The organism is Bacteroides sp. MSK.20.12 (assembly GCF_019052435.1).
GTDB lineage: Bacteria > Bacteroidota > Bacteroidia > Bacteroidales > Bacteroidaceae > Bacteroides > Bacteroides xylanisolvens.
Genome location: NZ_JAHQVH010000008.1, coordinates 122,818 through 146,590 on the forward strand (window position 1 = coordinate 122,818; position 23,773 = coordinate 146,590).

24 protein-coding genes and 1 tRNA gene are annotated in these 23,773 nt (G+C 42.2%); 11 read left to right on the forward strand and 14 right to left on the reverse strand.

What is annotated here, in order from left to right; translation table 11 throughout:
* Window positions 1–597: 597 nt before the first annotated feature.
* The 3 genes from pfkA to cmk form a co-directional block, all read right to left on the reverse strand.
* On the reverse strand, window positions 598–1,578 hold the full coding sequence (gene pfkA, locus KTR06_RS06550) for a 6-phosphofructokinase (protein WP_004297914.1): 981 nt from the start codon (window positions 1,576–1,578) through the stop codon (window positions 598–600).
* A 201-nt stretch (window positions 1,579–1,779) separates the two neighbouring features.
* Complete coding sequence (locus tag KTR06_RS06555; RefSeq protein ID WP_004306786.1) at window positions 1,780–2,649, reverse strand: 4-hydroxy-3-methylbut-2-enyl diphosphate reductase; 870 nt, start codon at window positions 2,647–2,649, stop codon at window positions 1,780–1,782.
* Between the two features lie 8 nt (window positions 2,650–2,657).
* A complete protein-coding gene (gene cmk, locus KTR06_RS06560) occupies window positions 2,658–3,491 on the reverse strand; it encodes a (d)CMP kinase (protein ID WP_170849010.1) in 834 nt (277 codons plus the stop codon).
* A 70-nt stretch (window positions 3,492–3,561) separates the two neighbouring features.
* Between cmk and KTR06_RS06565 the strand changes: the two genes are divergently transcribed.
* The 9 genes from KTR06_RS06565 to KTR06_RS06605 all read left to right on the forward strand — a co-directional run bounded on the left by KTR06_RS06565 (window position 3,562) and on the right by KTR06_RS06605 (window position 9,470).
* On the forward strand, window positions 3,562–4,245 hold the full coding sequence (locus KTR06_RS06565) for an energy transducer TonB (RefSeq protein ID WP_004321840.1): 684 nt from the start codon (window positions 3,562–3,564) through the stop codon (window positions 4,243–4,245).
* Between the two features lie 69 nt (window positions 4,246–4,314).
* Window positions 4,315–5,289: a polyprenyl synthetase family protein gene (locus KTR06_RS06570; RefSeq protein WP_217290086.1), complete on the forward strand. Its 975-nt coding sequence runs from the start codon at window positions 4,315–4,317 to the stop codon at window positions 5,287–5,289.
* Window positions 5,290–5,304: 15 nt separating this feature from the next.
* Window positions 5,305–6,021: a hypothetical protein gene (locus tag KTR06_RS06575; RefSeq protein ID WP_074708366.1), complete on the forward strand. Its 717-nt coding sequence runs from the start codon at window positions 5,305–5,307 to the stop codon at window positions 6,019–6,021.
* Window positions 6,015–6,791 carry a TatD family hydrolase gene (locus KTR06_RS06580; protein ID WP_004315776.1) on the forward strand — a complete coding sequence of 259 codons (777 nt, stop codon included), beginning with the start codon at window positions 6,015–6,017 and terminating at the stop codon, window positions 6,789–6,791. The genes KTR06_RS06575 and KTR06_RS06580 overlap by 7 nt, the downstream gene beginning before the upstream one ends.
* A gap of 120 nt (window positions 6,792–6,911) precedes the next feature.
* A tRNA-Ser gene (locus tag KTR06_RS06585) sits at window positions 6,912–6,999 on the forward strand.
* Window positions 7,000–7,073: 74 nt separating this feature from the next.
* Window positions 7,074–7,874: a MotA/TolQ/ExbB proton channel family protein gene (locus KTR06_RS06590; protein WP_004315775.1), complete on the forward strand. Its 801-nt coding sequence runs from the start codon at window positions 7,074–7,076 to the stop codon at window positions 7,872–7,874.
* Between the two features lie 6 nt (window positions 7,875–7,880).
* Window positions 7,881–8,366 carry a hypothetical protein gene (locus KTR06_RS06595; protein ID WP_008019454.1) on the forward strand — a complete coding sequence of 162 codons (486 nt, stop codon included), beginning with the start codon at window positions 7,881–7,883 and terminating at the stop codon, window positions 8,364–8,366.
* 36 nt (window positions 8,367–8,402) lie between these two features.
* Window positions 8,403–8,996 (forward strand): biopolymer transporter ExbD, encoded by a 594-nt coding sequence (locus tag KTR06_RS06600; RefSeq protein ID WP_004315773.1) that lies wholly within the window; start codon window positions 8,403–8,405, stop codon window positions 8,994–8,996.
* 3 nt (window positions 8,997–8,999) lie between these two features.
* Window positions 9,000–9,470, forward strand: coding sequence for a biopolymer transporter ExbD (locus KTR06_RS06605; protein ID WP_004315772.1), 471 nt, complete (start codon window positions 9,000–9,002; stop codon window positions 9,468–9,470).
* A gap of 111 nt (window positions 9,471–9,581) precedes the next feature.
* On the opposite strand, the gene KTR06_RS06610 is transcribed toward KTR06_RS06605, so the two are convergent.
* Both KTR06_RS06610 and KTR06_RS06615 read right to left on the reverse strand, forming a co-directional pair.
* The gene (locus KTR06_RS06610) at window positions 9,582–10,121 is read right to left on the reverse strand and encodes a GNAT family N-acetyltransferase (protein ID WP_008024780.1); all 540 of its coding nucleotides are present in this window, start codon (window positions 10,119–10,121) and stop codon (window positions 9,582–9,584) included.
* A 98-nt stretch (window positions 10,122–10,219) separates the two neighbouring features.
* A complete protein-coding gene (locus KTR06_RS06615; RefSeq protein ID WP_008024777.1) occupies window positions 10,220–11,497 on the reverse strand; it encodes an IgA Peptidase M64 in 1,278 nt (425 codons plus the stop codon).
* A gap of 152 nt (window positions 11,498–11,649) precedes the next feature.
* Here KTR06_RS06615 and KTR06_RS06620 point away from each other — a divergent pair, with 152 nt between their 5' ends.
* Window positions 11,650–12,129, forward strand: coding sequence for an Lrp/AsnC family transcriptional regulator (locus KTR06_RS06620; protein WP_004315769.1), 480 nt, complete (start codon window positions 11,650–11,652; stop codon window positions 12,127–12,129).
* 46 nt (window positions 12,130–12,175) lie between these two features.
* Here KTR06_RS06620 and KTR06_RS06625 read toward each other — a convergent pair whose 3' ends face one another.
* The 6 genes from KTR06_RS06625 to KTR06_RS06650 all read right to left on the reverse strand — a co-directional run bounded on the left by KTR06_RS06625 (window position 12,176) and on the right by KTR06_RS06650 (window position 16,611).
* Window positions 12,176–12,670 (reverse strand): dihydrofolate reductase, encoded by a 495-nt coding sequence (locus tag KTR06_RS06625; RefSeq protein WP_008024774.1) that lies wholly within the window; start codon window positions 12,668–12,670, stop codon window positions 12,176–12,178.
* Between the two features lie 5 nt (window positions 12,671–12,675).
* The gene (locus KTR06_RS06630) at window positions 12,676–13,470 is read right to left on the reverse strand and encodes a thymidylate synthase (protein ID WP_008019458.1); all 795 of its coding nucleotides are present in this window, start codon (window positions 13,468–13,470) and stop codon (window positions 12,676–12,678) included.
* A gap of 39 nt (window positions 13,471–13,509) precedes the next feature.
* A complete protein-coding gene (gene cls, locus KTR06_RS06635; RefSeq protein WP_008024771.1) occupies window positions 13,510–14,781 on the reverse strand; it encodes a cardiolipin synthase in 1,272 nt (423 codons plus the stop codon).
* Between the two features lie 186 nt (window positions 14,782–14,967).
* A complete protein-coding gene (locus KTR06_RS06640) occupies window positions 14,968–15,297 on the reverse strand; it encodes a DUF5056 domain-containing protein (RefSeq protein ID WP_217290087.1) in 330 nt (109 codons plus the stop codon).
* The gene (locus KTR06_RS06645) at window positions 15,278–15,829 is read right to left on the reverse strand and encodes an RNA polymerase sigma factor (protein ID WP_049702123.1); all 552 of its coding nucleotides are present in this window, start codon (window positions 15,827–15,829) and stop codon (window positions 15,278–15,280) included. The genes KTR06_RS06640 and KTR06_RS06645 overlap by 20 nt, the downstream gene beginning before the upstream one ends.
* On the reverse strand, window positions 15,826–16,611 hold the full coding sequence (locus tag KTR06_RS06650) for a DUF6249 domain-containing protein (protein ID WP_217290088.1): 786 nt from the start codon (window positions 16,609–16,611) through the stop codon (window positions 15,826–15,828). Before KTR06_RS06650 ends, KTR06_RS06645 begins: the two co-directional genes overlap by 4 nt.
* Before the next feature lie 108 nt (window positions 16,612–16,719).
* Here KTR06_RS06650 and KTR06_RS06655 point away from each other — a divergent pair, with 108 nt between their 5' ends.
* The gene (locus KTR06_RS06655; RefSeq protein WP_217290089.1) at window positions 16,720–18,252 is read left to right on the forward strand and encodes an RsmB/NOP family class I SAM-dependent RNA methyltransferase; all 1,533 of its coding nucleotides are present in this window, start codon (window positions 16,720–16,722) and stop codon (window positions 18,250–18,252) included.
* Between the two features lie 15 nt (window positions 18,253–18,267).
* On the opposite strand, the gene KTR06_RS06660 is transcribed toward KTR06_RS06655, so the two are convergent.
* The 3 genes from KTR06_RS06660 to KTR06_RS06670 form a co-directional block, all read right to left on the reverse strand.
* Window positions 18,268–19,095: a hypothetical protein gene (locus KTR06_RS06660; protein WP_217290090.1), complete on the reverse strand. Its 828-nt coding sequence runs from the start codon at window positions 19,093–19,095 to the stop codon at window positions 18,268–18,270.
* A 179-nt stretch (window positions 19,096–19,274) separates the two neighbouring features.
* Window positions 19,275–20,459: a TolC family protein gene (locus tag KTR06_RS06665; protein ID WP_217290092.1), complete on the reverse strand. Its 1,185-nt coding sequence runs from the start codon at window positions 20,457–20,459 to the stop codon at window positions 19,275–19,277.
* Window positions 20,460–20,616: 157 nt separating this feature from the next.
* Complete coding sequence (locus KTR06_RS06670; protein ID WP_217290093.1) at window positions 20,617–23,715, reverse strand: efflux RND transporter permease subunit; 3,099 nt, start codon at window positions 23,713–23,715, stop codon at window positions 20,617–20,619.
* Window positions 23,716–23,773: the final 58 nt, after the last annotated feature.

Here is a 23,773-nt window from a genome sequence, read left to right on the forward strand (position 1 = left end):
TAATCAAAGAAAAAGCCTTGATTCCTTTGTGCAAAGCTATGGGATAATTGGGGTGACTCTATGGAGAAATTGTGGTCTCTACGGGGAAACGACAGTATCCTTACGTAGAAACTGTAGTGTCCCGCCTTAGAAACTCTCGTTTCCTGCCGTGGAAATTGTAATTTCTAATGCCGGAAACGACAGTTCCCCGCCTGGAAACGGGAAGTTAATGTATACAATAAACTTTTGTACCCATAGAGAATTGGCTTTGCAAGGCTTATACTGTGTGGCAGATACTTTGATCTGCAACCTATCTGCAACAGTATCTGCAACGTTATAACTATCTATTAACTAGTGAATTACACGCGTTTGGTTGCAGGTGGCAGATGTTTTTATGTTTTTCAACTTTATAGTAGGAGGATTACGCATCAAAATTAGGGTCGCAACCGTAAGTCATAAAACAAATTCACCTCTGTGTCCTCCGTGTCCTCTGTGGTGAAAAGAAGCATTGAATAAATGAAAGAAGAGCGGTGAATGATAAGGAAATCTCCCGTTCATCCACCGCTCTTTATCTTATCTTATATACTGATATAAGCTGAACTCCTAAAAATAAAAAGATTAGATTGAAAGCTCTTTCAATACAGTGACAAGATCTCTCTTGATTGGTTTGTCATTCTTAATAGCCTTACTGAACGGTACGTAAACGATTTCATCATGTTCGATTCCGATCATTACGTTACGTTGATCTTCCATAATAGCATCGATAGCAGCAGCACCGAGGCGGCTTGCCAGGATACGGTCGTGGGCAGTCGGGCTACCACCACGTTGCAAGTGACCTAAGATCGTCACACGTACATCGTATTGCGGGTATTCGTTTTTCACACGTTCGGCATAATGCATGGCTCCTCCGGTCAGTTCGCTTTCGGCTACCAATACAATACTACTGTTTTTTGATTTACGGAATCCGTTCTTGATAAACTCTTCCAGTTGGTCGACTTCCGTACTGAATTCCGGAATAATAGCAGCTTCCGCTCCCGAAGCGATGGCTCCGTTCAGTGCAAGGAAACCGGCATCACGTCCCATCACTTCAACAAAAAACAAACGTTCGTGTGAAGTGGCCGTGTCGCGAATCTTATCCACAGCGTCCAATATCGTATTTAATGCAGTGTCATATCCGATGGTAGTGTCTGTACCGTAAAGGTCATTATCAATAGTTCCCGGCAGTCCGATACACGGAACATCAAATTCCTGTGCAAAGATGCGTGCACCTGTCAGTGAACCGTCTCCACCAATGATAACCAAGGCATCAATGCCTTCTTTTTTCATATTATCATAAGCCAACTGGCGACCTTCCGGAGTCGTGAACTCTTTACAACGGGCTGTTTTCAGGATAGTACCACCCAACTGGATGATATTACTCACATTCTGACTCTTAAATTCTTTGATTTCACCTGTGACCAGACCTTTATAGCCTCTGTATATACCTTTGACTTGCAATCCATTGTAGATAGCTGCACGTGTCACTGCACGTATAGCAGCGTTCATTCCCGGAGCATCACCTCCGGAGGTCAAAATTCCGATACACTTAACTGTTCCCATATAACAATCTCTCATTAATTAGTTTGACGCGGCAAATGTACAATAAAAAGTTGAAAGCAGTGGTTATGAAGTTTTTTTTCGTATGAAGAAAACATTAAAAATGTTCAAATAGCCCTTTCTTGCTTTCTTTTTATTCATTCGTGTTACTTTGCCGTTTTTTCTTATGTTGCTTTGCTATTATTCTTTATATGAATAAAGCAATTATTCTTTGATAAGCGTCCGAATGTGATTGTAAATCTTCTCCATCAACCATTTCGGAGTAGAAGTCGCCCCACATACACCAATCGATTTTACGTTTTGAAGAAGAGAAGGATCGATTTCTTTCTCGTTATCTATCAAATGCGAATTAGCGTTCACCTTCAAACATTCTTCAAACAGCATCTTTCCGTTCGAACTCTTTTTGCCACTGACGAAGAAGATCAAATCGTGTGTAGCCGCAAACTCCCGGAGCTTAGGCATACGGTTGGCAACCTGACGGCAGATCGTATCATAATATTCGAAAGTCGCCTCCGGTGAAATATGTTGTTTGAAGTATTCTACGATTTCCTGAAATTCGTCCAGTGACTTGGTTGTCTGTGAGAAAAGGCGGATACTTTTATTTAAATCCAGCTTTTTGGCTTCCTCTGCCTTTTCAATCACAATTGCTTTTCCGTCTGTCTGCCCTACCAGTCCCAGCACTTCTGCGTGTCCGCTCTTGCCGTAGATGACAATTTGTTTTTCTTCGTCACTGTCTGCCAGATACCCTTGTCGGATGCGTTTCTGCAAACGTAATACAACCGGACAGGTCGCATCGATAATCTCGATCTTATTTTCACGGGCAATCATATAAGTTTCCGGTGGCTCTCCATGCGCCCGGAGCAATACTTTTGCATTTTTCAATTGCTTGAATTCTTCCCGATTGATAGTGATTAATCCCATCGTTTTCAGCCTGTCCACTTCCCGGCTATTATGCACAATGTCTCCGAGGCAATAGAGTGTTTCTCCCTTTGCCAACTCTTCTTCTGCCTTATGAATGGCTGTCACCACACCAAAGCAGAAGCCGGAACCTTCGTCTATCTCTACCTTGATCATAAAACAAACTATTTACTTACCTTATTAAATTGTTCGAAAAGCCATTTTTTCTGCTCTTCAATCGATAAGTCGGTATTATCCAGGAGCAGCGCATCTTCTGCTTTGCGCAACGGACTTACTTCACGGTTTTGATCGATATAATCCCGTTGTTTCACATTTTCCAGAATCTCGTCGAAGCTGGCTTCCTGTCCCTTTGCTTTCAGCTCGTCATAACGGCGTTGAGCACGGATTTCGGGAGTGGCGGTTACAAATATTTTCAGTTCCGCATCCGGGAAAACAGTGGTACCTATGTCCCGGCCATCCATGACAATCCCCTTCTCATTTCCCATTGCTTGTTGTTGAGCTACCATTGCTTCACGTACGAAGTCGAGCGTACTGATAGGACTCACTTTGGAAGAAACCTCCATCGAACGGATTTTATTCTCTACATTCACACCGTTGAGATAAGTGTCGGGACGTCCGGTTTCCTTATTCAGCCGGAACGATATATGAATGTCCTTAATTTCTTTTTTCAGCCTCTCCGTATCGATAACGTCTCCGTCGAAAATTCCGTTTTCTATACTATATAAGGTGACCGCACGATACATGGCTCCGCTGTCAATGTAAATGTAGCCCACTTCACGGGCCAGATCTTTAGCCATTGTGCTTTTTCCGCAAGAGGAAAAACCATCGATTGCAATTGTTATCTTTTTCATATTCAGTTCATCTGATTTGTCCGCCAAAGATACGGTAAATTTGAAAATCAACCATAAGTTTGCCGTTAAAAGGAGCAAGACAAGTACGAAAGAATTAAAAAAGTTAAAAAGCCGGATAAAAAGAGGCAAAGAGGGGAACGAATACATGAAAATGTACTATATTTGCCCGGAGACACATGAAAGGACACTTTTTTTTTATCATTATATTAATAAATTTATGGAAGTTAAAAAATCACCCAAAGCAGACCTGGAAGGCAAGAAGTCTACATGGTTGCTCGTTGGTTACGTGGTAGTTCTAGCTTTCATGTTCGTGGCGTTCGAATGGACCCAGCGTGACGTGAAGATTGATACAAGCCAGGCAGTAGCTGATGTCGTGTTTGAAGAGGAAATTATTCCTATTACCGAAACCCCTGAACAAGCAGCTCCACCACCACCTGAAGCTCCAAAAGTAGCAGAATTGCTGGAGATTGTGGATGATAAAGCTGATATTGAGGAAACAACAACTATTATCAATGAAGATAACCAAGCTCGGGTAGAAGTAAAATATGTGCCTGTACAAGTTGTTGAAGAAGAACCGGAAGAACAGACTATTTTCGAGGTTGTAGAAAACATGCCGGACTTCCCAGGCGGACAAGCAGCTTTGATGCAGTATCTGGCAAAGAATATTAAATATCCGACTATCGCACAGGAAAACGGAACTCAAGGACGTGTTATCGTACAGTTCGTTGTTAACAAAGACGGTAGTATCGTAGATGCGAAGGTTGTACGTAGCGTTGACCCGTATCTGGATAAAGAAGCCCTCCGTGTGATTAATACCATGCCGAAGTGGAAACCAGGTATGCAGCGCGGAAAACCGGTACGTGTTAAATTTACGGTTCCTGTGATGTTTAGATTGCAGTAATTTGTAATAATATAAATTAGGAGGCTGCTTTCGGCAGCCTCTTTTTATTCATTAATTTTTTTATTCATCATGTTTACAGCTTCTCAATTACTTGATAAGATAAATCATCATATTTTTGAAATTCAGTTTACCCGGACGCCGAAAGGACTTTATGAACCGATTGAATATATCCTTTCTCTGGGTGGGAAGCGGATACGTCCTGTGTTAATGTTGATGGGATATAACTTGTATCGGGAGGATGTAGCGTCTATATACGATCCAGCCACTGCAATTGAAGTTTACCACAACCACACCTTGTTGCATGATGATTTGATGGATCGTTCGGATGTGCGCAGAGGCAAACCTACTGTACACAAAGTATGGAACGATAACACTGCTGTTCTTTCGGGAGATGCTATGTTGATTCTGGCATTTCGCTATATGACGGGATGTCCGCAGGAACATCTGAAAGAAGTGATGGATTTATTCAGTCTGACTACACTTGAGATCTGTGAAGGGCAGCAGCTGGATATGGAATTTGAGTCCCGCTGTGATGTGACAGAAGACGAATACATTGAAATGATTCGTTTGAAAACGGCAGTGTTGCTTGCTGCTAGTCTTAAAATCGGTGCAATTTTGGCAGGAGCGACTGCTGAAGATGCAGAGAATCTTTATCATTTTGGAATGCATATCGGAGTCGCGTTCCAATTGCAGGATGATTTGTTGGATGTATATGGAGACCCGGAAGTGTTCGGGAAGAAGATAGGCGGAGACATTCTTTGCAATAAAAAAACATATATGCTTATCAAAGCACTGAACCGTGCAGATGAAAAGCAGCAGGAAGAATTGAATCGTTGGTTGAATGCAGAAACTTTTCAACCAGCAGAAAAAATAGAAGCGGTAACTGAAATCTATAATCAGTTGAATATCCGTAATGTCTGCGAAAACAAAATGCGCGAATATTACACCCTTGCTATGGAAAGTCTGGCTGCAGTCGCCGTTGCAGAAGACAGGAAAAAAGAATTGAAGAATCTTGTGAAATTATTAATGTATCGTGAAATGTAGCTAAGTGTCAGAGATATGCCTTACAGACGATTACCAAATACAGATCAAGCAAGAGTTCGGGCGTTGAAAGCGGCAGTCGAAAAGGGGGAGATGTATAACGTACGTGACTTGGCTATTACATTAAAGACATTATTTGAGGCACGTAATTTCTTACATCGGTTCGAGGCTGCGCAAATTTATTATACACAGTGTTACAACAACCAGTCGCGTGCCAGCCGTAAGCATCAGATGAACGTGAAGACCGCCCGGTTGTATATCTCTCATTTTATCCAAGTACTCAATTTGGCAGTACTTCGCGATGAAATCAAAGTGGCGCATAAAGAATTATATGGCCTGCCTGCTTCAAACACAGTGCCGGACCTGTTGAGTGAAGCCGCACTGGTAGAGTGGGGGAAGAAAATAATTGAAGGCGAACAACAAAGAACAACTCAAGGCGGCATACCTATTTATAATCCGACTATTGCACGTGTAAAAGTGCATTATGATATTTTTCTGGAAAGTTACGAACGACAGAAAAACTATCAGGCATTAACCAACCGCAGTCTTGATGAACTGGCATCCATGCGTGGGCGTGCAGATGAATTGATTCTGGATATCTGGAACCAGGTAGAAGCTAAATATCAGGATGTCACTCCCAATGATACCAGGTTAGAAAAATGTCGCGACTACGGACTGATATATTATTATCGCTCCAGCGAGAAAGTAAAAGAAGAAAAAGAAATATCATGCTGATAGATACTCATTCTCACCTTTTTGTTGAAGAATTTACCGAAGACCTGCCGCAAGTGATGGAACGTGCACGGAAAGCGGGAGTTTCCTATATTTTCATGCCCAATATAGATAGTACCACCATTGATGCTATGTTGTCAGTGTGTAGGGATTATCCGGGTTTTTGCTATCCGATGATCGGGCTGCACCCGACTTCCGTCAATGAATCCTATGAACAGGAATTAGCAGTTGTACACAAGTACTTGTCGACTTCTAATGAATTTGTGGCTATCGGAGAAATAGGCCTTGACCTTTATTGGGACAAGACTTTTCTGAAAGAACAAATTTTGGCTTTTGAAAAGCAAATAGAGTGGGCATTAGAGTATGACCTTCCGATTGTAATTCATTCAAGAGAAGCATTTGAATATATATATAAGGTAATGGAGCCCTATAAAAAGACGCCATTGACCGGCATTTTTCATAGTTTCACCGGGACATCGGAAGAAGCGGCGAAATTGTTGGAATTCGAAGGATTTATGTTAGGTATTAACGGAGTCGTTACTTTTAAGAAATCGACTTTACCGGAAACACTGACGACAGTTCCTTTGGAACGCATTGTGCTCGAAACCGACTCCCCTTATTTAGCTCCTGTGCCGAACCGGGGGAAGAGAAATGAGAGCGCCAATGTAAAAGACACACTTATGAAGGTGGCGGAGATTTATCAGATAACTCCAGAGCACGTAGCAGAGGTCACTTCTGTTAATGCGCTAAAAGTGTTTGGAATCCGCAAATAAGGTTCGAAAGGTTTTAAATTATATTAATTTGCAGTATTTATTCAAGATAAAAGAGGGAGAATGCTTCAAGAAAAGAAAAAAAAGAATACATTTGTAGCTGAAAATGCAGAAAACATGCAGGGAGAGATGCTCGAGTGGTTGAAGAGGCACGCCTGGAAAGCGTGTATACGCCAAAAGTGTATCCGGGGTTCGAATCCCCGTCTCTCCGCAGACATGAAAAAGAGAAGAGAAGTAAATACAATAATAATAATCAATTAATTAATCTTAAAAATTAGACACACAATGAAAAAGTTATTTGCAATTGTTGCTGTGATTGGGGCCTTCACTTTTGGCTCAATTCAACTTGCTCAGGCTCAAGATGCTCCTGCAGCAGAACAAACTGAACAACAAGCTGCTCCTGCCGCTGAAGCTACTACTGCTGCTGCTCCTGCTGCAGAAGAAGGTGGTATTCACAAGGAAATCAAAGTTAAATTCATCGAAGGTACTGCATCTTTCATGAGTTTGGTAGCTATCGCTTTGGTGATCGGTTTGGCTTTCTGTATCGAACGTATCATTTATTTGAGTTTGGCTGAAATCAACACAAAAAAATTCATGGCATCTATCGAAGCTGCTTTGGAAAAAGGTGATGTTGAAGCTGCTAAAGACATTGCTCGTAACACCAGAGGTCCGGTTGCTTCTATCTACTATCAAGGTCTGATGAGAATTGATCAGGGTATTGATGTAGTTGAGAAGTCAGTTGTATCTTACGGTGGTGTACAGGCTGGTTACCTTGAAAAAGGATGTTCTTGGATCACACTGTTTATCGCAATGGCTCCGTCACTCGGATTCTTGGGTACTGTAATCGGTATGGTGCAGGCATTTGATAAAATCCAGCAGGTAGGTGATATCTCTCCGACGGTTGTTGCAGGTGGTATGAAAGTTGCCTTGATTACAACTATCTTCGGTTTGATCGTAGCATTGATCCTTCAGGTATTCTACAACTATGTACTTGCTAAGATTGAAGCTCTGACTAGCGAAATGGAAGATTCTTCTATCTCTTTGTTAGACATGGTAATCAAATATAACTTGAAATACAAAAAATAATCGAAGATGAGTAAGTTAACATATAGAGCATCGTATTATGCACTTTATGCGATGTTTGCCATCATCCTGATCGTATTGTGCCTTTTCTTCTTGGGAGGAGATGCAACAGGCGATGCAGTGATTGCGGGAGTAGATCCCGAGATGTGGCAGCCGGCTCAAACAGACGCCTTACTTTATTTGATGTATGCTTTGTTTGGCATTGCCATTGCAGCTACTATACTTGGTGCAATATTCCAATTTGGAGCAGCCTTGAAAGATAATCCGGCAAATGCTATCAAATCTTTACTTGGTTTGGTTCTTTTAGTTGTTGTTTTAGTTGTTGCTTGGTCTATGGGTGACGGAACACCAATGCAGATTCAGGGCTATAGCGGTACAGACAACGTTCCTTTTTGGCTGAAAATAACTGATATGTTCCTTTATTCTATTTACATCCTGTTGTTTGTAACAGTTGTTGCAATCATCGTGAGTGGCATAAAGAAGAAATTATCCTAATCAATTGAGTAATTCTCAATTAAATAAGTAATAACAATGGCAAGAGGAAAAAGAAAAGTTCCTGATATTAACTCAAGTTCTACGGCGGATATCGCTTTCTTGTTGCTGATCTTCTTCTTGATTACAACATCAATGGATACGGACCGTGGTTTGGCAAGACTTTTGCCTCCACCGCCCGAAGATCAAGATCAGGATAATACTGATAAAATCAAAGAACGTAACGTATTGCAGGTATACTTGAATAAAGATGATGCTTTGATGTGCGGTAATGATTATATCGGTGTTGATCAGTTGAGAGAGAAAGCTAAAGAATTTATTGCTAACGTTGCTAACGCAGAACATATGCCTGAAAAAACACAAAAGAATGTAGAATTCTTTGGCACATATCTGGTTAATGACAAGCACGTAATTTCTTTGCAGAATGACCGTGGATCTTCTTATCAGGCTTATATCAGCGTGCAGAACGAATTGGTGGCTGCATACAATGAATTGAGAGACGAGTTGGCTGAACAGAAATTTGGAACTACATATGCGGAATTGAATGACGATCAGCAAAAAGCGATTCGTGAAATTTATCCGCAACGAATTTCTGAAGCAGAACCTAAAAAATACGGAGAAAAAAAGAAGTAAGTAATGGGAAAATTTAATAAGACTGGTAAACGTGAAATGCCGGCATTGAATACTTCTTCGTTGCCTGACCTTATCTTTACCTTGTTGTTCTTCTTTATGATTGTAACAACAATGCGTGAGGTAACGTTAAAGGTACAGTTTACACTTCCGCAAGGTACTGAACTCGAAAAACTGGAGAAGAAATCGCTGGTAACATTCATCTATGTAGGAGAACCTACGCAGGAATATCGCGCAAAAATGGGTACTGAAAGTCGTATTCAGCTCAACGACAGCTATGCTGAAGTTGGTGAAGTACAGGACTTCATTTTCCAGGAACGTGCAAGCATGAATGAAGGTGATGCAGCTAAAATGACTGTATCTCTGAAAGTAGACCAAAAGACAAAGATGGGTATTATTACTGACGTAAAAAATGCTCTTAGAAAATCTTATGCTTTGAAGATTAACTATTCAGCTACTAAACGTGGTGAAAAGTAATTAGTTAATTTGATATATAAAAAGGAAGGGTGTCCAAATCGGTTTGGACACCCTTCTTTTTTATATATTAATATTACACATTTGTACAACTCTTTCTATCGGGATTCTTTTTTAATTGTCTTTTACTCCATATACTTCTTTATGTATTCTCTTTTTGATTGTTTCAAAATCCTTTTCACAATCCAGCTCTCCGTGTACCATTAAATACATGGGAAGAAAATCATCTCCAGGTTTGTAAGGAGGTTGACAGTAGTCTTTTTCCCATAGTGTAAAGCCCTGGCGTTGATAAAAGCTGATACGTCGTTTGGCCATTTCTTCCACCGGACGTTCTACTTCCAATACGATTGGGCGTTTTAAATAATTGCACAAGTATTCCAGTGTACGTTTTCCATAACCTCCATTTCGCAGGGCAGGATTGGTTGCAAAGTGTTCTACATAGTAGAAACTGTCAAAATCCCAATAAGTAATGAAGCCGACTGGCAGGTCATCGTCGAAGATGATGTTATTATGAAAGTTGCCCGTACGGTCAGTGTACTCGCGCAGTTGTTCCAACTGACGGTACTCTTCCGGTGGAAATGCGTCAATTAAGAGCTCTTCCATAAATTTGTAATGTTGCAGATCCGACGTACTGATTGGTTGAAGTCTAATCATGAGGTTTGGGTTTTAAGTTTGACAATAATATGATTGTATATTGATTTTGTTTTTGGATGAGTATTTACCATTGGTTACCATCGATGATTGTTATTCAATTAAGGAACATAAAACTCAATCATTCGGCGGATGGCACGTTGACAAACCGGGCAAAACTCCGGGTATCCGTTTGTTTTCATGCGACAGTCGTAGGCAGGACGGTAAATACCTTTAGCGGAATAGCCGCCTCCTTCATATACTCCTACCGGATATTTCTTTCTTTCAGCAATAGGAGTAGGGATCGGAGTGCCTAGTGGAAGCATATCTTTCCATTTGGAAGCAAAGTTCACCTGTGTTGAAATATTCTGTTCCCACGGTTCGACATCCAGTGGATAAGTATCCGTCATCACATCATCCTCATAAAAATACTCGTCGGCCAATCCGCCAAAGCTGTGCCCGAATTCGTGCACTACCACCGGTTTGAACATAGGGTGATGAGCTGTGGTTAGCGTATAAGAATTGTATATTCCTCCTCCGCCGTATACATCTGTGTTAGCGAGGATAATGATATGCTCGTAAGGGATACCAGCCAATGCATTGTGGATAGACTTTACCCGGCTGGTAGTCAGATAGCGATCTGAATAAAAGGTATCGAAATGAGAATGAACCGCCGTTTCTTTCCACAGATTTTCGCGGGGAACACTGACACCACTATCCGTTGAAGGACTGGCTACGGCAACAATATTAAATTTACCCTTCATGGAACGGAACGGCTCGTACGAAAACAAACTTTCGCAGGTACGTTGTGCATCCTGATAGAATATATCCATTTCTTTTTCTGTATATCCCTCTGCCAGAATAGCAACATCTATGCAGTCTTTTTCATTGCCACTTTGCAGCATATACCGGTGTGGAGTAACATGTGATACTCCCCGTTTATGAATCAGTATGTCATCCGGACGCACGATATGTTTGTAAGTAGCCATTGTTTTCTTTCGCGGAGAATATAAAGTCACTTCTATTTCTACAGGCTGTTTGGGATAGGGAAGAAGAAAGGTATTCTCAAACCCTTTAGCTGTTTCTTTGGCTTCGTCTGTTGACAGCCATTCTTGAAATAAAGAAGAGAAAGAAGTTTTGTAGATACACTGTTTGCTGGCAAGGTCTTTCACAATAATTTGTCCGTTGCCTTCCAAGGGAAGTTCGGAGAGATGATGTTGACGCCCTGCCCAGGTAGGGAGCTGTGAAAGCTCATCCAGATAAATAGCCTGTTGTGTAGCATCCCCGGTAAAGATATAATCCACTCGCAATGTTTTGTTCTGAAAATAATCAGCGAAATTCTGGGCATAACTTCCTATAGAAGTGCAGAAACACAGAATGATACAGCAAATATGTTTCATATAAATGGTATATTTATGTTTTTCGCAAAGGTACGAACTATTGTTGACTTATCCGCTTTCTGCAAATAAAAGTAATAGATTATAGTATTTGTTGTCGAAAAATCGCTAACTTTGCATAAAAGATTCATTGATAAAAACAATTTGATTCAAAAATGGGACATCATCAATTAGATGCATTAGATGAGCAAATTCTGAGACTGATTGCAGGGAATGCGCGTATTCCTTTTTTAGAAGTGGCAAGAGCATGTAATGTTTCCGGTGCTGCGATCCATCAGCGTATTCAGAAGCTTACTAATCTAGGAATATTAAAAGGTTCGGAGTATGTTATCGACCCCGAGAAAATCGGATATGAGACTTGCGCTTATATTGGTATATATCTAAAAGACCCCGAATCCTTTGACTCGGTAACAAAAGCTTTAGAGGCTATCCCCGAAGTGGTGGAATGTCATTTCACTACCGGAAAATACGATATGTTTATCAAAATTTACGCGAAGAATAACCACCACTTATTGAGTATTATTCACGATAAGTTGCAACCATTGGGCTTGGCGCGTACCGAAACATTAATCTCCTTCCATGAAGCCATTAAGCGGCAGATGCCGATTATGGTCGACATAGAAGATGAAGATTAATCATTAGTCAGTATTCGTGGTTGGATCACAGTAAGAAACAATTTTCTTACTTTCTTACGTAATCAACGAAAGCATAAGAGCAGAGATGTTTCTCATCCGCAGGATGGGCTTCTCTGCTTTTTTCCTGCCATACCTTTGAAGATACTTCCGGAAAATAGGCATCAGCTTCGGGGGCCGTACTGTCTATCTCTGTCAGGCAAAGTTCGTCAGCGAAGGAAAGAGCCTGCTGATAAATGCTTGCCCCTCCTATAATATAAATATGTTCATCCTCCCGGCAACTTTTCAAAGCCGTTTCGAGTGAAGGAAACACTTCCGCACCGGAACATACCGTGTCCGGATTGGAAGATAAAACGATATTTCTTCGATTGGGCAATGCGCCTTTCGGTAATGACTCGAAAGTTTTGCGTCCCATAAGTATGGTGTTTCCGGTAGTTAATGCTTTGAAACGTTTCAAATCATTCGGTAACCAGAAAAGAAGCTTATTCTCAAAGCCTATAGCCATGCGGCGATCTACGGCAGCAATGATGGATACTTTACTCATATTTTTTACACGGCTACTGCTCCTGCAATATGCGGATGCGGATCATAGTTCACTAATTCGAAGTCCTCAAATTTAAAATCGAAGATGTTTTTTACGTCCGGATTGATTTTCATTTGCGGCAATGGACGAGGCTCCCGTGATAATTGGAGCTTCACTTGTTCCAGATGGTTCAGGTAGATATGAGCATCACCGAAAGTATGAACGAAATCGCCGGCTTTCAAACCTGTCACTTGTGCCATCATTTGCAGTAATAATGCGTATGAAGCAATGTTGAAGGGAACACCGAGAAATATATCGGCACTGCGTTGATATAGTTGCAGGCTCAACCGCCCGTCTGCTACGTAAAACTGAAAGAATGCATGGCAGGGAGGTAAATTCATATTGTTCAAATCTGCTACATTCCACGCACTAACGATGATACGGCGTGAATCCGGATTGTGTTTGAGTGTCTCCACTACTTCGCTGATCTGGTCGATGAAGCCGCCGTTGTAATCAGGCCATGAACGCCATTGATAACCATAGACATGACCCAAATCACCGTTTTCGTCCGCCCATTCGTTCCAAATACGTACTCCATGTTCCTGCAGGTATTTCACGTTTGTATCTCCTTGCAGAAACCAAAGCAATTCGTATATGATTGATTTCAGATGCAGTTTTTTGGTTGTCAGGCACGGGAAACCGTCATCAAGGTTAAAACGCATCTGATGACCGAAGATACTGATCGTTCCGGTTCCGGTACGATCACTTTTTTCCGTGCCTTCGGTTAGCACGCGATTGAGTAAATCCAGGTATTGTTTCATAATGAATAATTTGCAGTGAAAATGATTCTCCGTACAAAATTACAAAAATGGAGTGAATAAATTAGCAAACCAGCCGACGAACTTCTTCCAGGGAGAACGCTTTTTCCAAAACTCCGGTGTCAGCTGGGTGCAATGCTCGATATCGTTTCGGAACATATTATTTAATTCCCCCGTTATTCTTTTATCAAAAATAAAGGCATTTGTTTCGTAGTCATATCGTAGGCTGCGGCTGTTCAGGTTGGCAGTACCGACTGTGCAGAACAAGTCGTCCACCATCATAATTTTCGAGTGATGGAATCCCCCGTTGTACATGTAGACAGTAGCTCCCCTTTTCATCAGTTTATGTAACTTATAAAGTGCGGCATCCGGAGTAAAAGGGATATCGGAAGCAGAGGAAACCATGATGGTTACATCTACTCCCCGGTCAATTGTCCGGTTCAACGCCTTTTTGATGGAAGAAGTCGGTACAAAATAAGGATTGACGATATGAACATTCTTTTGTGCCGAATAAATGCTCATGGCATAGGCATGGCTCAACATACGGCTATTCTTTTTCGGGGTACGGTCTACAATTGCTACAACGATATTTGTGCTGTCTGTCTGTTCCTCATGTTGAGGAAAATAAGCTTCTCCTCCTATATTCTGTTTAGTCTCTTTGTTCCAGATCGTCAGGAAAATCTCCTGCAAATCGTTGACTGCATCCCCTTCGATACGCATGTGCATATCACGCCAGGTTCCGATTTTGGGTAGTCCGTTGATATAATAATCGGCGATATTCATTCCGCCTGTATATGCCACTTTTCCGTCGATAACAGCAATTTTGCGATGGTCGCGGTGGGCGGCATGATTGATATAAGGGAAGGTGAACGGGTCAAACTTGACGATTTCGATTCCTTGTTCACGTATTTTCTTGAGGTGTTTCTTTTTAAGGGGCTTGTTGTTCGACCAGTTTCCGAAAGCGTCAAACATAGCTCGTACTTCAACGCCTTCTTTCACTTTTTCGGCTAATAGAGTGAACAAAGCATTGGCAATGGAGTCATTTCGGAAGTTGAAATATTCCAGATGAACATGATGTTTAGCTTCCCGGATGGCTTCAAATAAATCGATAAACTTCTCCCGTCCGCTTTTTAGCAGTTTGACTTTATTATTATCAGATATAGGGATTCCCGACTCTTCCAAGAAATGCAGTACTAGGGAATCGCTTGTTAGTCTGATTGAGTCTCTGGGCTGCGTCATCAGACTGTCGATGACATCTGCCTGAACATGTAATAAAGGCAGGAATAGAAATAAAATAAATATACGTAGTTTCAAAACTCTTCTCTCTATTTTAGTTTACAGAGCAACAAATATACAACATCTATGTTTGGGCTTACTTGGAGTAAAGGGTAGATTTATTATTGTTTAACACTAAAAGAGAGGGATAAAGAGTTCTTTGACTCATAAAGATAAAAATCCGGGAAACTTATGCTTTGGACTTTTAATCTGTATTTATTTTGTTTATGCCATAGAAGCAACCTTTCGTGTAGCCATAAATAATAATACGACAGCCGCGATAATAATTGACTTTGGATCAAGGCCGGTAGTACCATGATTAATCATACTGATAAATACTTCTCTTATTGTTCCCCAAGCTGCTTCCAATCCGCCTAACCATACAAAAAGTACGGCAGCCACAGTCATTACGAAGGCACTCCAGATACGAGCCAGATGGTTGCTACGACCGGGTAAATGGTGCATGGCACGGCGACTGAATCCGTTGTCTGCTATTTCCTGCTTGTTTTCTGCGAAGAAATCGCGCAAGAGCTTATCATTGTCTATTTCTGTCATAACCGTTTTGTTTTAAATACGTTGCTAATTTTTCTTTTCCACGTGACAGGTGGCTTTTCACCGTTCCTGACGGTACTCCTACAATTCCTGCTATTTTGTCGATACTAATGTCCTCCATATAGAACAACATAATGCAGGTTCTTTCCACTTCCTTAAGCATTTTGAGTGACTGATAAACATCCATTTTCTGTCCTACATTCTCTTGTTCGGTACTGTTGATGGCGTCTATTTCTTTTGTATCCAAGTCGGCTGTCTCTTTCCGGCTGCGAATATAATCATAAAAAACATTATAAGCAATACGGTACAGCCACGTAGAGAAACTTGACAAGTTTCGGAAAGAGGTAATGTTTGTATATGCTTTGATAAATGTATCTTGTGCAAGGTCGTCACTCAATTCGCTGTCGCCGCAAGTCAGGTTCAGGAAGAATCGCCGGATGGGCGACTGGTACTTCTCCACCAACTGGTCGAAGGCCCTGGTGTTCTTGAACACCACGACCTGCGCGACTAACGATATATCATTGAGTTGGCTCATTTATTCTCGTCGTTCTTTTCTTCGTTTACTTCATTATGTTTCTCTCCGGATTCGGAAGGGATAATTTCGAAGCTATCGTTTTTGACGTTATCCTGATTCTTTTTTTCATCTTTATGGGTAGTATACGTCCGGGGAGCATCTGTACCTTGAGCCTGTTGTTTACTACCGATGATCCATTGTCCGATACCCATAAATGTAACGAGTAAACCGATCGCTCCAATTCCGAATTCACCGGTGATTGCCCAAAGGAAGATGAAAAGACCGATACCTGTAAAGGTGTTTTTGATGCCTTGTGAACGTGAGTCAACCGTTTTGTTTTCACGAATAAATTCTGCTGGCAATGGCTGACCTGCAGCGAGTGCCTGTTCGGCAAGACGATAGCGTGCTTTCCGATTTTTATAACGGAAGAAGAAGATTACAAACAGAATGAATACCGGAAATCCGAAAACGGCAATGATTGATATGATTGCTACGAGAATTCCTCCGTTGATACCAAAGCCGTGGAATGGGAAATCGTCGTCATCCGATTCGAATGTAAAACTGGCCTTACCATGACCAGTACTGACATTACTTGAGTTTGCATCTACTTCTGTGGAATCAGTGTCCGCTGTATCTACACCGATGACTGTGACAGCAGTATTGTTTGTTTTTGCTTTATTGTCTTTGGTCACAGTTACCTTTACTTTTCCGACGGAATCGCGGACAACAGTAGTTTGGTTTTGGGCAATAGCCAGTGTGCAAGTGGTCAGTACAACCATCAATGCTAATAGAAAATTTTTCATATCAATAGTTTTTTTATTTATTTCTTTGTTTGTTAGACGTAGTTAATATCATAGAAAGTTGCAAAGAGACGAAATATTTTTGATATTTGCGGAAATTAATAACGAAAAATGGAATTACCCGCTTCTTTCATAGATTATACCCGTGCCCTGTTGGGCGATGAAGAATACGACAAATTAGCTGTTGCTATCCAACAAGAACCACCTGTCAGCATCCGGTTGAATGATGGGAAATTAAAAATTGAAAATGGAAAATGCAGAATTGTACCGCAAGCAGGCTGTATTACTGATTTTCAACTTTCAGCTTTCAATTTTGAATTTAATCAAGTCCCTTGGTCTTCCGAAGGATTTTACTTGGATGAGCGTCTCACTTTCACGTTTGATCCATTGTTTCATGCAGGTTGTTATTATGTTCAGGAGGCTTCTTCTATGTTTGTGGAGCAGGTGCTCCGGCAGTATGTCACCGGACCGGTAAAGATGCTGGATCTTTGTGCAGCTCCCGGTGGAAAGTCTACTCATGCCCGTAGTGTGCTTCCTGAAGGGAGTTTACTGGTGGCTAATGAAGTCATCCGGAATCGTTCGCAGATTCTTGCGGAGAATTTAACGAAGTGGGGACATCCGGATGTGGTAGTAACCAATAATGATCCGGCAGATTTTGCGGCTTTGCCGTCTTTCTTTGACGTGATTCTTACAGATGTCCCTTGCTCCGGTGAAGGTATGTTCCGTAAAGACCCTGTTGCTGTAGAAGAGTGGAGTTCCGAGAATGTAGAAATCTGTTGGCAGCGGCAGCGGCGGATTATTGGAGATATTTGGGACACGTTGAAGCCTGGGGGAGTTCTTATATATAGTACGTGTACATTTAATACAAAAGAGGACGAAGAGAATGCACGTTGGATTCAACAAGAGTATGGAGCCGAACCGTTAACTGTGCAAGTACAGGAAAACTGGAATATAACAGGAGATCTTTTACCGGATAATTGTGATGGTTCTAAATCTTCTATTCCTGTCTATCATTTTTTCCCTCATAAGACGAAAGGCGAAGGCTTTTTCCTGGTAGCTTTTCGGAAGCCGGAGACAGGAGACGAGATTCCGGTATCTTCTTTCGCCAAGGAGAAGACTTCTAAAAAGAAAGATAAGAAAGGAGGAGCAGCATCTTCTCCTGTTTCGAAAGAACAGCTGAATATTGCAAAAAGCTGGCTGAATGATGAAAATTCGGACAAGTATATATTGTCGGCAGAAGGAACAAGTATTCGGGCTTTTTCAAAGCATTATGCTGATGAATTAATGGCAATGAAACAATGCCTGAAAATCGTATCGGCAGGAGTGGAGATAGGAGAAGTGAAAGGAAAGGATTTGATACCTGACCATGCATTGGCGATGTGTAGTTCACTTTTATGCCGGGAAGCTTTCGCTACGGAAGAAATAAGTTATAAACAGGCTATCACTTATTTACGAAAAGAGGCCATTACCTTGCCGGTAACAGCCCCTCGTGGATATGTTTTGCTTACGTACCGGCATATTCCTCTCGGATTTGTGAAGAACATCGGTAATCGTGCCAATAATCTTTATCCGCAAGAATGGCGTATTCGTAGCGGATACTTGCCGGAAAATATACGCATATTATCGGAAAGTACAGTTGATTAAAGAAGACACTGCTGATTAAGGCAGTATTCCGGCAGGTATTTCCTGTTCGGAAAGGGTAAAACTAATTTGTTTGCCTGTGCCTGGTTCACCTCCAGCGATTTCTTCCAGCGTGTAGGAAGGAGGTGGTGCAGGTGATGTCCGCGTTTCTCCGATGGGTGGAGTATTCCAATTCAGATTCAAGCTTTTATCCAAGCGGTGAAATACGTATGCATTTCCCCACAAGATGAATTTATGATTGGAAATAGGTGTTGCCACATCTTCCGAAAAGGTGAGAGTCAGTATAGCTTTCTCATTATTTCCTTCTTCTTTTTCCAGTTTGTAACTTCCTCGAGTTATTAAGGTTAGTCCGGATGAAAAAGCTGTTTGTTCTCCCTGTTTGAAAAAATAAGCATCCCGTGCGTGATTGTTAATTAGAAAAATGTCGGAAATGCCGGGCAGAAGATTTGCGTCTCCGTTTGGTAAGTTAGACAAGTAGCTGCGGAGCAACTTTATATCCTCGTAATTGTCGACAACCTTGATTGGCAGGGTGCAGGTTTCTTGTGTGGCGTTGTCCGTTACTGTCAGATAAGTTTGCCCGGTGAGAATACCGGTAACATAAATCATACGTCCGGCAGGTACTCCGCTCCAGCCGGTTTCGGTTCCTGCGCTTGCGATGCGTGTGTCTTTAACTTCAAGTGAGTAATCACCATTTCCGCTTTCCAGTCCAAGGTAACGTCTGCCACCCATGGGCACTTCATATTCACTGTTGTAAAAACGAAGTGGATTTTCTTCATCCTCTTTACATCCACTGAATAGTGTAAGGATGCAACATAACATGAATAGATAGAATTGTTTAGGTCTCATAATCTGTATTTTATGTTCGTTGCAAATGTAACATATTATTTTGAAATATTTAGTTGGAACTTGAAGAAAATGAGAGGGGAGATATATTTAGACACGGATTATATAAACATACTTACATCACTTAAAATAGAAATTAGTATGTTCGGCGTAATCCATGTCTAAAGGATTTTATGTACTATTTATAGTTTACTCTTGTAAATCCGTGCCATTGCTTTCTGGTACTGATTTTCCAGTTGCAGATAATTTTGATGGCTTTGATAGATGACAGAAACTTCAACGAAATATTCAATCATACTAATCTGTCCACCTGTCAGAGCCTGTTTCAGCAGTGACAGATCTTGTTGCGACTGGAAAGTCTTGCTGTATTCTTCCATCGAAGCGTGCAGTGTTTTCGCTTCCCGGTAAAGCTGTGCCAATTCGGACTCTACTTGCAGGGTAGCATTATCCTTTTGCAAGTCAATGTTAAGAGCCTGTGCTTTAGCGATTTTTACCTTATTCCGGTTTTCGAAAAGTGGGAAAGAGAAACCTACCACTACACCGTTGAAAGGTACGCCTGTTTCTGTGTTCCGGCGGTAGCCGAGTTCCAGTTTGGGTAGCCATTGTGATTTATTGACAGCAATCTGTTTACGGGCAACAAGACTTTCGTTGCCGAGTGCCATAAGAGTACGGTCCGTTGCCATGACTTCCGACTTCAATATTTGATAATCAGTAGGGAAAGGTATAGCCGGATATTGGTTTTCCTCGAAAACTACCGGAATATTACCATTCAGCGTATTCAGCTCCTGCTGTTTGTTGCGGAGTGCTGTTTCGTTCAGAGACGCTTCTGTTCTGACATTCAACAGTTCCAGATTGATTTTGTTGGTTTCGAGAGCATTTGCATCTCCTGTTTGAAGACGCTTGGCATACATCTTTGCAAGTTCTTCCGCATTGCGGAGGCGTTCTTCCAGAATATGCTTTTGCTGACGAAGCATGATAATATCCAGGCAAAGTTCTTTCGCCTGTAACAGCTTCTCTTGACGGAAAACATCCGACTGACTGTCAAAAGCTCCGGCTTTGAGACGATTCAACTTGTTGCGTGTAGTATATAAACTAGGGAAATCAAAGCTTTGTGAAACAACCAGTTCGCCGATTGTTTCGCTTTTATCTTTCGCTCCCCATAGATGTGCGTAAGAAAGAGTAGGATCAGGCAGGTTATTATCCGTTTTAGCTTCCAGCTTCTGCGAAGTAATCAGTTGCTCGTTTGCCTGCAACTCCTTATTGTTCGTTTCGATATTCTTCAATACCTGTTCAATTCCGTTTTGGGCTTGCACTTTGCCTATGGTTAAGAAAAGAAGTGCAGCGCTTATGGTCATGATTTGTTTCATTTCTAATTTCTTTATTTATTACAAGCTATTGTTGATAGATACTTTATGATAAGACATCTATTTGTTTGGCACCGAGGAACGACCCGTTTCTCACCGAGAAACACTTGGTTCCTCACCGGGGAACGATGGTTTCCTCACCGAGGAAAAACATCACCCGCTACAGGCTTTCCTGGGCCTTTTTCCGATGCATCATCAGATAAACAATCGGAACGATAAAACCGTTCAAAAAAGTAGACGTTAATAACCCTCCTAAAATCACTTTTGCCATCGGACTTTGAATTTCGTTACCGGGCAAGTCGCCGCCGAGTGCCAATGGAATCAGTGCCAGTGCAGAAGACAATGCCGTCATCAAAATCGGATTCAGACGGTCGAGAGAACCTCGGATCACACTATCATACACATTCAAACCTTCTTCCTTTTGCAGATGATTGTAGTGGCTGATGAGCAACATACCGTTACGCGTTGCAATACCGAACAAGGAAATGAAACCGATGATAGCCGGAATACTGACTTCTCCTGTTGTAATCACCAAAGCAAATACACCACCGATCAGTGCCAGCGGAAGATTCAGCAAGATGACGCCCGACTCTTTCACGCTGCGGAACTCATTATACAATAACAAGAAGATTACTACAATGCTGATAAATGAAGTCAACGCCAGTGTCCGGCTGGCAGCCTGCTCACTTTCAAACTGTCCGCCATACTCGATGTGATAGCCTTCGGGCAGTTGCACCGATGTGTCGATGCGTTTCTGAATATCATTTACAACACTACGCAAATCGCGGTCGGCCACATTGGCAGAAATCACAATTTTACGTTTTACATTCTCGCGGTTGATCGTATTTGGTCCCATGGCCGATACCACTTCTGCTACATAGCTCAAAGGAACTTTGCGACCGTCATTCGTGTCTACCATCAAGTTGCGGATTTTTTCTATTTCATCCCGGGCATCATCCTTCACTTTCACGATCAGATCGAAACTCTTGCCTTGCTCATAAACCTGCGAGATCACTTTTCCAGCCAAAGCTACGTTCACATATTCCGAGAACTCCGGCAGAGTAATACCGAACTTAGCCAGCATTTCCCGTTTAGGCTGTATTTTCAGCTGCGGACGCTCAATCTGTTGTTCCACGTTCAGGTCGGCAACACCGGGAATATCACTGATAGCTCCTTTAATTTGATTACCGAGTGAGAACATTTTATTCAGATCGTCTCCGAATAGCTTGATAGCGATATTCGCTTTCGTACCCGATAACATAGCGTCGATACGGTGGCTGATTGGTTGTCCGATTTCTATATTTGCCCCGGTGATAGTACCCAACTTTTCACGTACATCAGCTACCAGTTCACTGCGCGAACGATCTTTCAGTTCAAACGGAGCTTCTATTTCAGAAACGTTTACCCCTAACGCGTGCTCGTCCAGTTCGGCACGTCCCGTTTTCCGGGCTACGGTTTGTATTTCGGGAATCGTCATCAATAATTCTTCTGCCCGCTGTCCCATTTTATTGCTTTCTTCCAGTGAAATACCCGGTAGAGAACTGATATTGATGGTGAACGATCCTTCATTAAAGGAAGGAAGGAAGCTGCGTCCGAGGGTAAAGAACACTCCGAGCGCAACTACAAAGAGTGCGATTGTACTTCCAAGTGTCACTCGTTTGTGTGCCAGCACCCAAGTCAGTGCCTTTTCGTAAACCCCTTTCATCCAACGGGCAAGGGGAGCTTCTTTCAGTTCCTTGTTTGTCTTATTGCTTCCTAATAGATAAGAACAAAGCACCGGAGTCAGCGTCAGAGCAACTACTGTCGACGCGAACAATGCCACGATAAAGGCAACGCCCAGCGGAACCAACATTCTGCCTTCCATTCCGCTAAGGAAGAACAACGGTACAAAGCTGACAACGATAATCAGCGTAGAATTAAGTATAGGCATCCGCACCTCTTTCGAAGCATTGAATACCACCTCGAGTGTACTTAACCTTTCCGCTTTTGCTTTCTGACGGTTCTCCCGCAGTCGTTTATACACGTTTTCCACATCGACGATGGCGTCGTCTACCAATGATCCGATGGCTATCGCCATACCTCCGAGGCTCATGGTGTTGATTGTCAGTCCCATGTAGTGTAGTGTCAGAATCGAAACAAGCAGGGAAAGAGGCAGTGTTACCAATGAAATCAATGTAGTGCGCACATTTGCTAGGAACAGGAAGAGTACGATTACTACAAAAATACCTCCTTCAAAGAGTGATTTCTTCACATTGCCGATGGAACTTTCGATAAAGCGGCTTTGACGGAATATGTCCGTTGAAACTTTTACGTCCGGTGGCAGATTCTTTTGCAGGTCTTTCAAAGATGCTTCCAATTTATCCGTCAGTTCCAGCGTACTGGTAGCCGGCTGTTTGGTAATAGTCATCAGTACGGCAGATTTTCCACGCTCTGAAGCAGTTCCCAGTTTCGGGGCTTTCGGTCCGATGGTTACGTCCGCAATATCTTCCAGCGTGACAGGGAAGTTGTTCACTGTCTTTACTACCGCTTTGCCAAGTTGTTCTGTTTTAGAAGTAGAAAGTACACCGCGTACAATATATTCATTTCCAAATTCATAGAGCACACCTCCGTTTGCGTTCAGGTTCATATCCTGTGTCACAGCCATCACTTCTCCCATTGAAATGCCGTAATGACGCATCCGTTCGGGATCCAGCTGAATCTGATATTCTTTGATATCTCCTCCGAGCACGGCAACCTGTGCCACTCCTCCGGTAGACAATAGACGGGGACGGATAGTCCAGTCCGCAATCGTACGAAGATCGAGCATCGAAGTGGAGTCGGCAGTCAGACCGACGATGAGCATTTCGCCCAAGATGGAAGATTGTGGGCCGAGTGTCGGTTTACCAACGTTGACCGGCAGTGATTCACTGACCACTGCTAACTTCTCGCTAACAATCTGGCGAGCGAGATAAATATCGGTTCCCCAATCAAATTCTACCCAGACAACGGAAAATCCGTTGGTAGAAGAAGAGCGGACACGGCGTACACCCGTAGCTCCGTTTACGGCAGTTTCAACAGGAAAAGTGACGAGCTGTTCAACTTCTTCCGCAGCCATACCGTTGGCCTCGGTCATGATGACTACCGTAGGTGCGTTCAGGTCGGGGAATACGTCTACTTCCGTATGCATGGCGGTATACGTTCCCGCAATTAGCAGGAGGATGGCCGCGCAGACTACAACCAACCGGTTGTGTAGGGAGTAATGTATAATTTTGTTAAGCATTTCTTTAAGAATTAAGAATTAAGAATGAAGAATTAGAAATGAAGAATTAGAAATGAAG

Bases quoted from the DNA above. Each gene is read 5' to 3' on its own strand.
- KTR06_RS06555 (WP_004306786.1), bottom strand. From the start codon at position 2,649: ATGATCAAGGTAGAGATAGACGAAGGTTCCGGCTTCTGCTTTGGTGTG.
- KTR06_RS06620 (WP_004315769.1), top strand. From the start codon at position 11,650: ATGGGACATCATCAATTAGATGCATTAGATGAGCAAATTCTGAGACTG.
- KTR06_RS06580 (WP_004315776.1), top strand. From the start codon at position 6,015: ATGCTGATAGATACTCATTCTCACCTTTTTGTTGAAGAATTTACCGAA.
- KTR06_RS06625 (WP_008024774.1), bottom strand. From the start codon at position 12,670: ATGAGTAAAGTATCCATCATTGCTGCCGTAGATCGCCGCATGGCTATA.
- KTR06_RS06655 (WP_217290089.1), top strand. From the start codon at position 16,720: ATGGAATTACCCGCTTCTTTCATAGATTATACCCGTGCCCTGTTGGGC.
- KTR06_RS06665 (WP_217290092.1), bottom strand. From the start codon at position 20,459: ATGAAACAAATCATGACCATAAGCGCTGCACTTCTTTTCTTAACCATA.
- KTR06_RS06565 (WP_004321840.1), top strand. From the start codon at position 3,562: ATGGAAGTTAAAAAATCACCCAAAGCAGACCTGGAAGGCAAGAAGTCT.
- KTR06_RS06645 (WP_049702123.1), bottom strand. From the start codon at position 15,829: ATGAGCCAACTCAATGATATATCGTTAGTCGCGCAGGTCGTGGTGTTC.
- KTR06_RS06600 (WP_004315773.1), top strand. From the start codon at position 8,403: ATGGCAAGAGGAAAAAGAAAAGTTCCTGATATTAACTCAAGTTCTACG.
- pfkA (WP_004297914.1), bottom strand. From the start codon at position 1,578: ATGGGAACAGTTAAGTGTATCGGAATTTTGACCTCCGGAGGTGATGCT.
- KTR06_RS06605 (WP_004315772.1), top strand. From the start codon at position 9,000: ATGGGAAAATTTAATAAGACTGGTAAACGTGAAATGCCGGCATTGAAT.
- KTR06_RS06575 (WP_074708366.1), top strand. From the start codon at position 5,305: ATGCCTTACAGACGATTACCAAATACAGATCAAGCAAGAGTTCGGGCG.
- KTR06_RS06650 (WP_217290088.1), bottom strand. From the start codon at position 16,611: ATGAAAAATTTTCTATTAGCATTGATGGTTGTACTGACCACTTGCACA.
- KTR06_RS06640 (WP_217290087.1), bottom strand. From the start codon at position 15,297: ATGACAGAAATAGACAATGATAAGCTCTTGCGCGATTTCTTCGCAGAA.
- KTR06_RS06670 (WP_217290093.1), bottom strand. From the start codon at position 23,715: ATGCTTAACAAAATTATACATTACTCCCTACACAACCGGTTGGTTGTA.
- cmk (WP_170849010.1), bottom strand. From the start codon at position 3,491: ATGTATTCGTTCCCCTCTTTGCCTCTTTTTATCCGGCTTTTTAACTTT.
- KTR06_RS06590 (WP_004315775.1), top strand. From the start codon at position 7,074: ATGAAAAAGTTATTTGCAATTGTTGCTGTGATTGGGGCCTTCACTTTT.
- KTR06_RS06595 (WP_008019454.1), top strand. From the start codon at position 7,881: ATGAGTAAGTTAACATATAGAGCATCGTATTATGCACTTTATGCGATG.
- KTR06_RS06570 (WP_217290086.1), top strand. From the start codon at position 4,315: ATGTTTACAGCTTCTCAATTACTTGATAAGATAAATCATCATATTTTT.
- KTR06_RS06615 (WP_008024777.1), bottom strand. From the start codon at position 11,497: ATGAAACATATTTGCTGTATCATTCTGTGTTTCTGCACTTCTATAGGA.
- KTR06_RS06630 (WP_008019458.1), bottom strand. From the start codon at position 13,470: ATGAAACAATACCTGGATTTACTCAATCGCGTGCTAACCGAAGGCACG.
- KTR06_RS06660 (WP_217290090.1), bottom strand. From the start codon at position 19,095: ATGAGACCTAAACAATTCTATCTATTCATGTTATGTTGCATCCTTACA.
- KTR06_RS06610 (WP_008024780.1), bottom strand. From the start codon at position 10,121: ATGATTAGACTTCAACCAATCAGTACGTCGGATCTGCAACATTACAAA.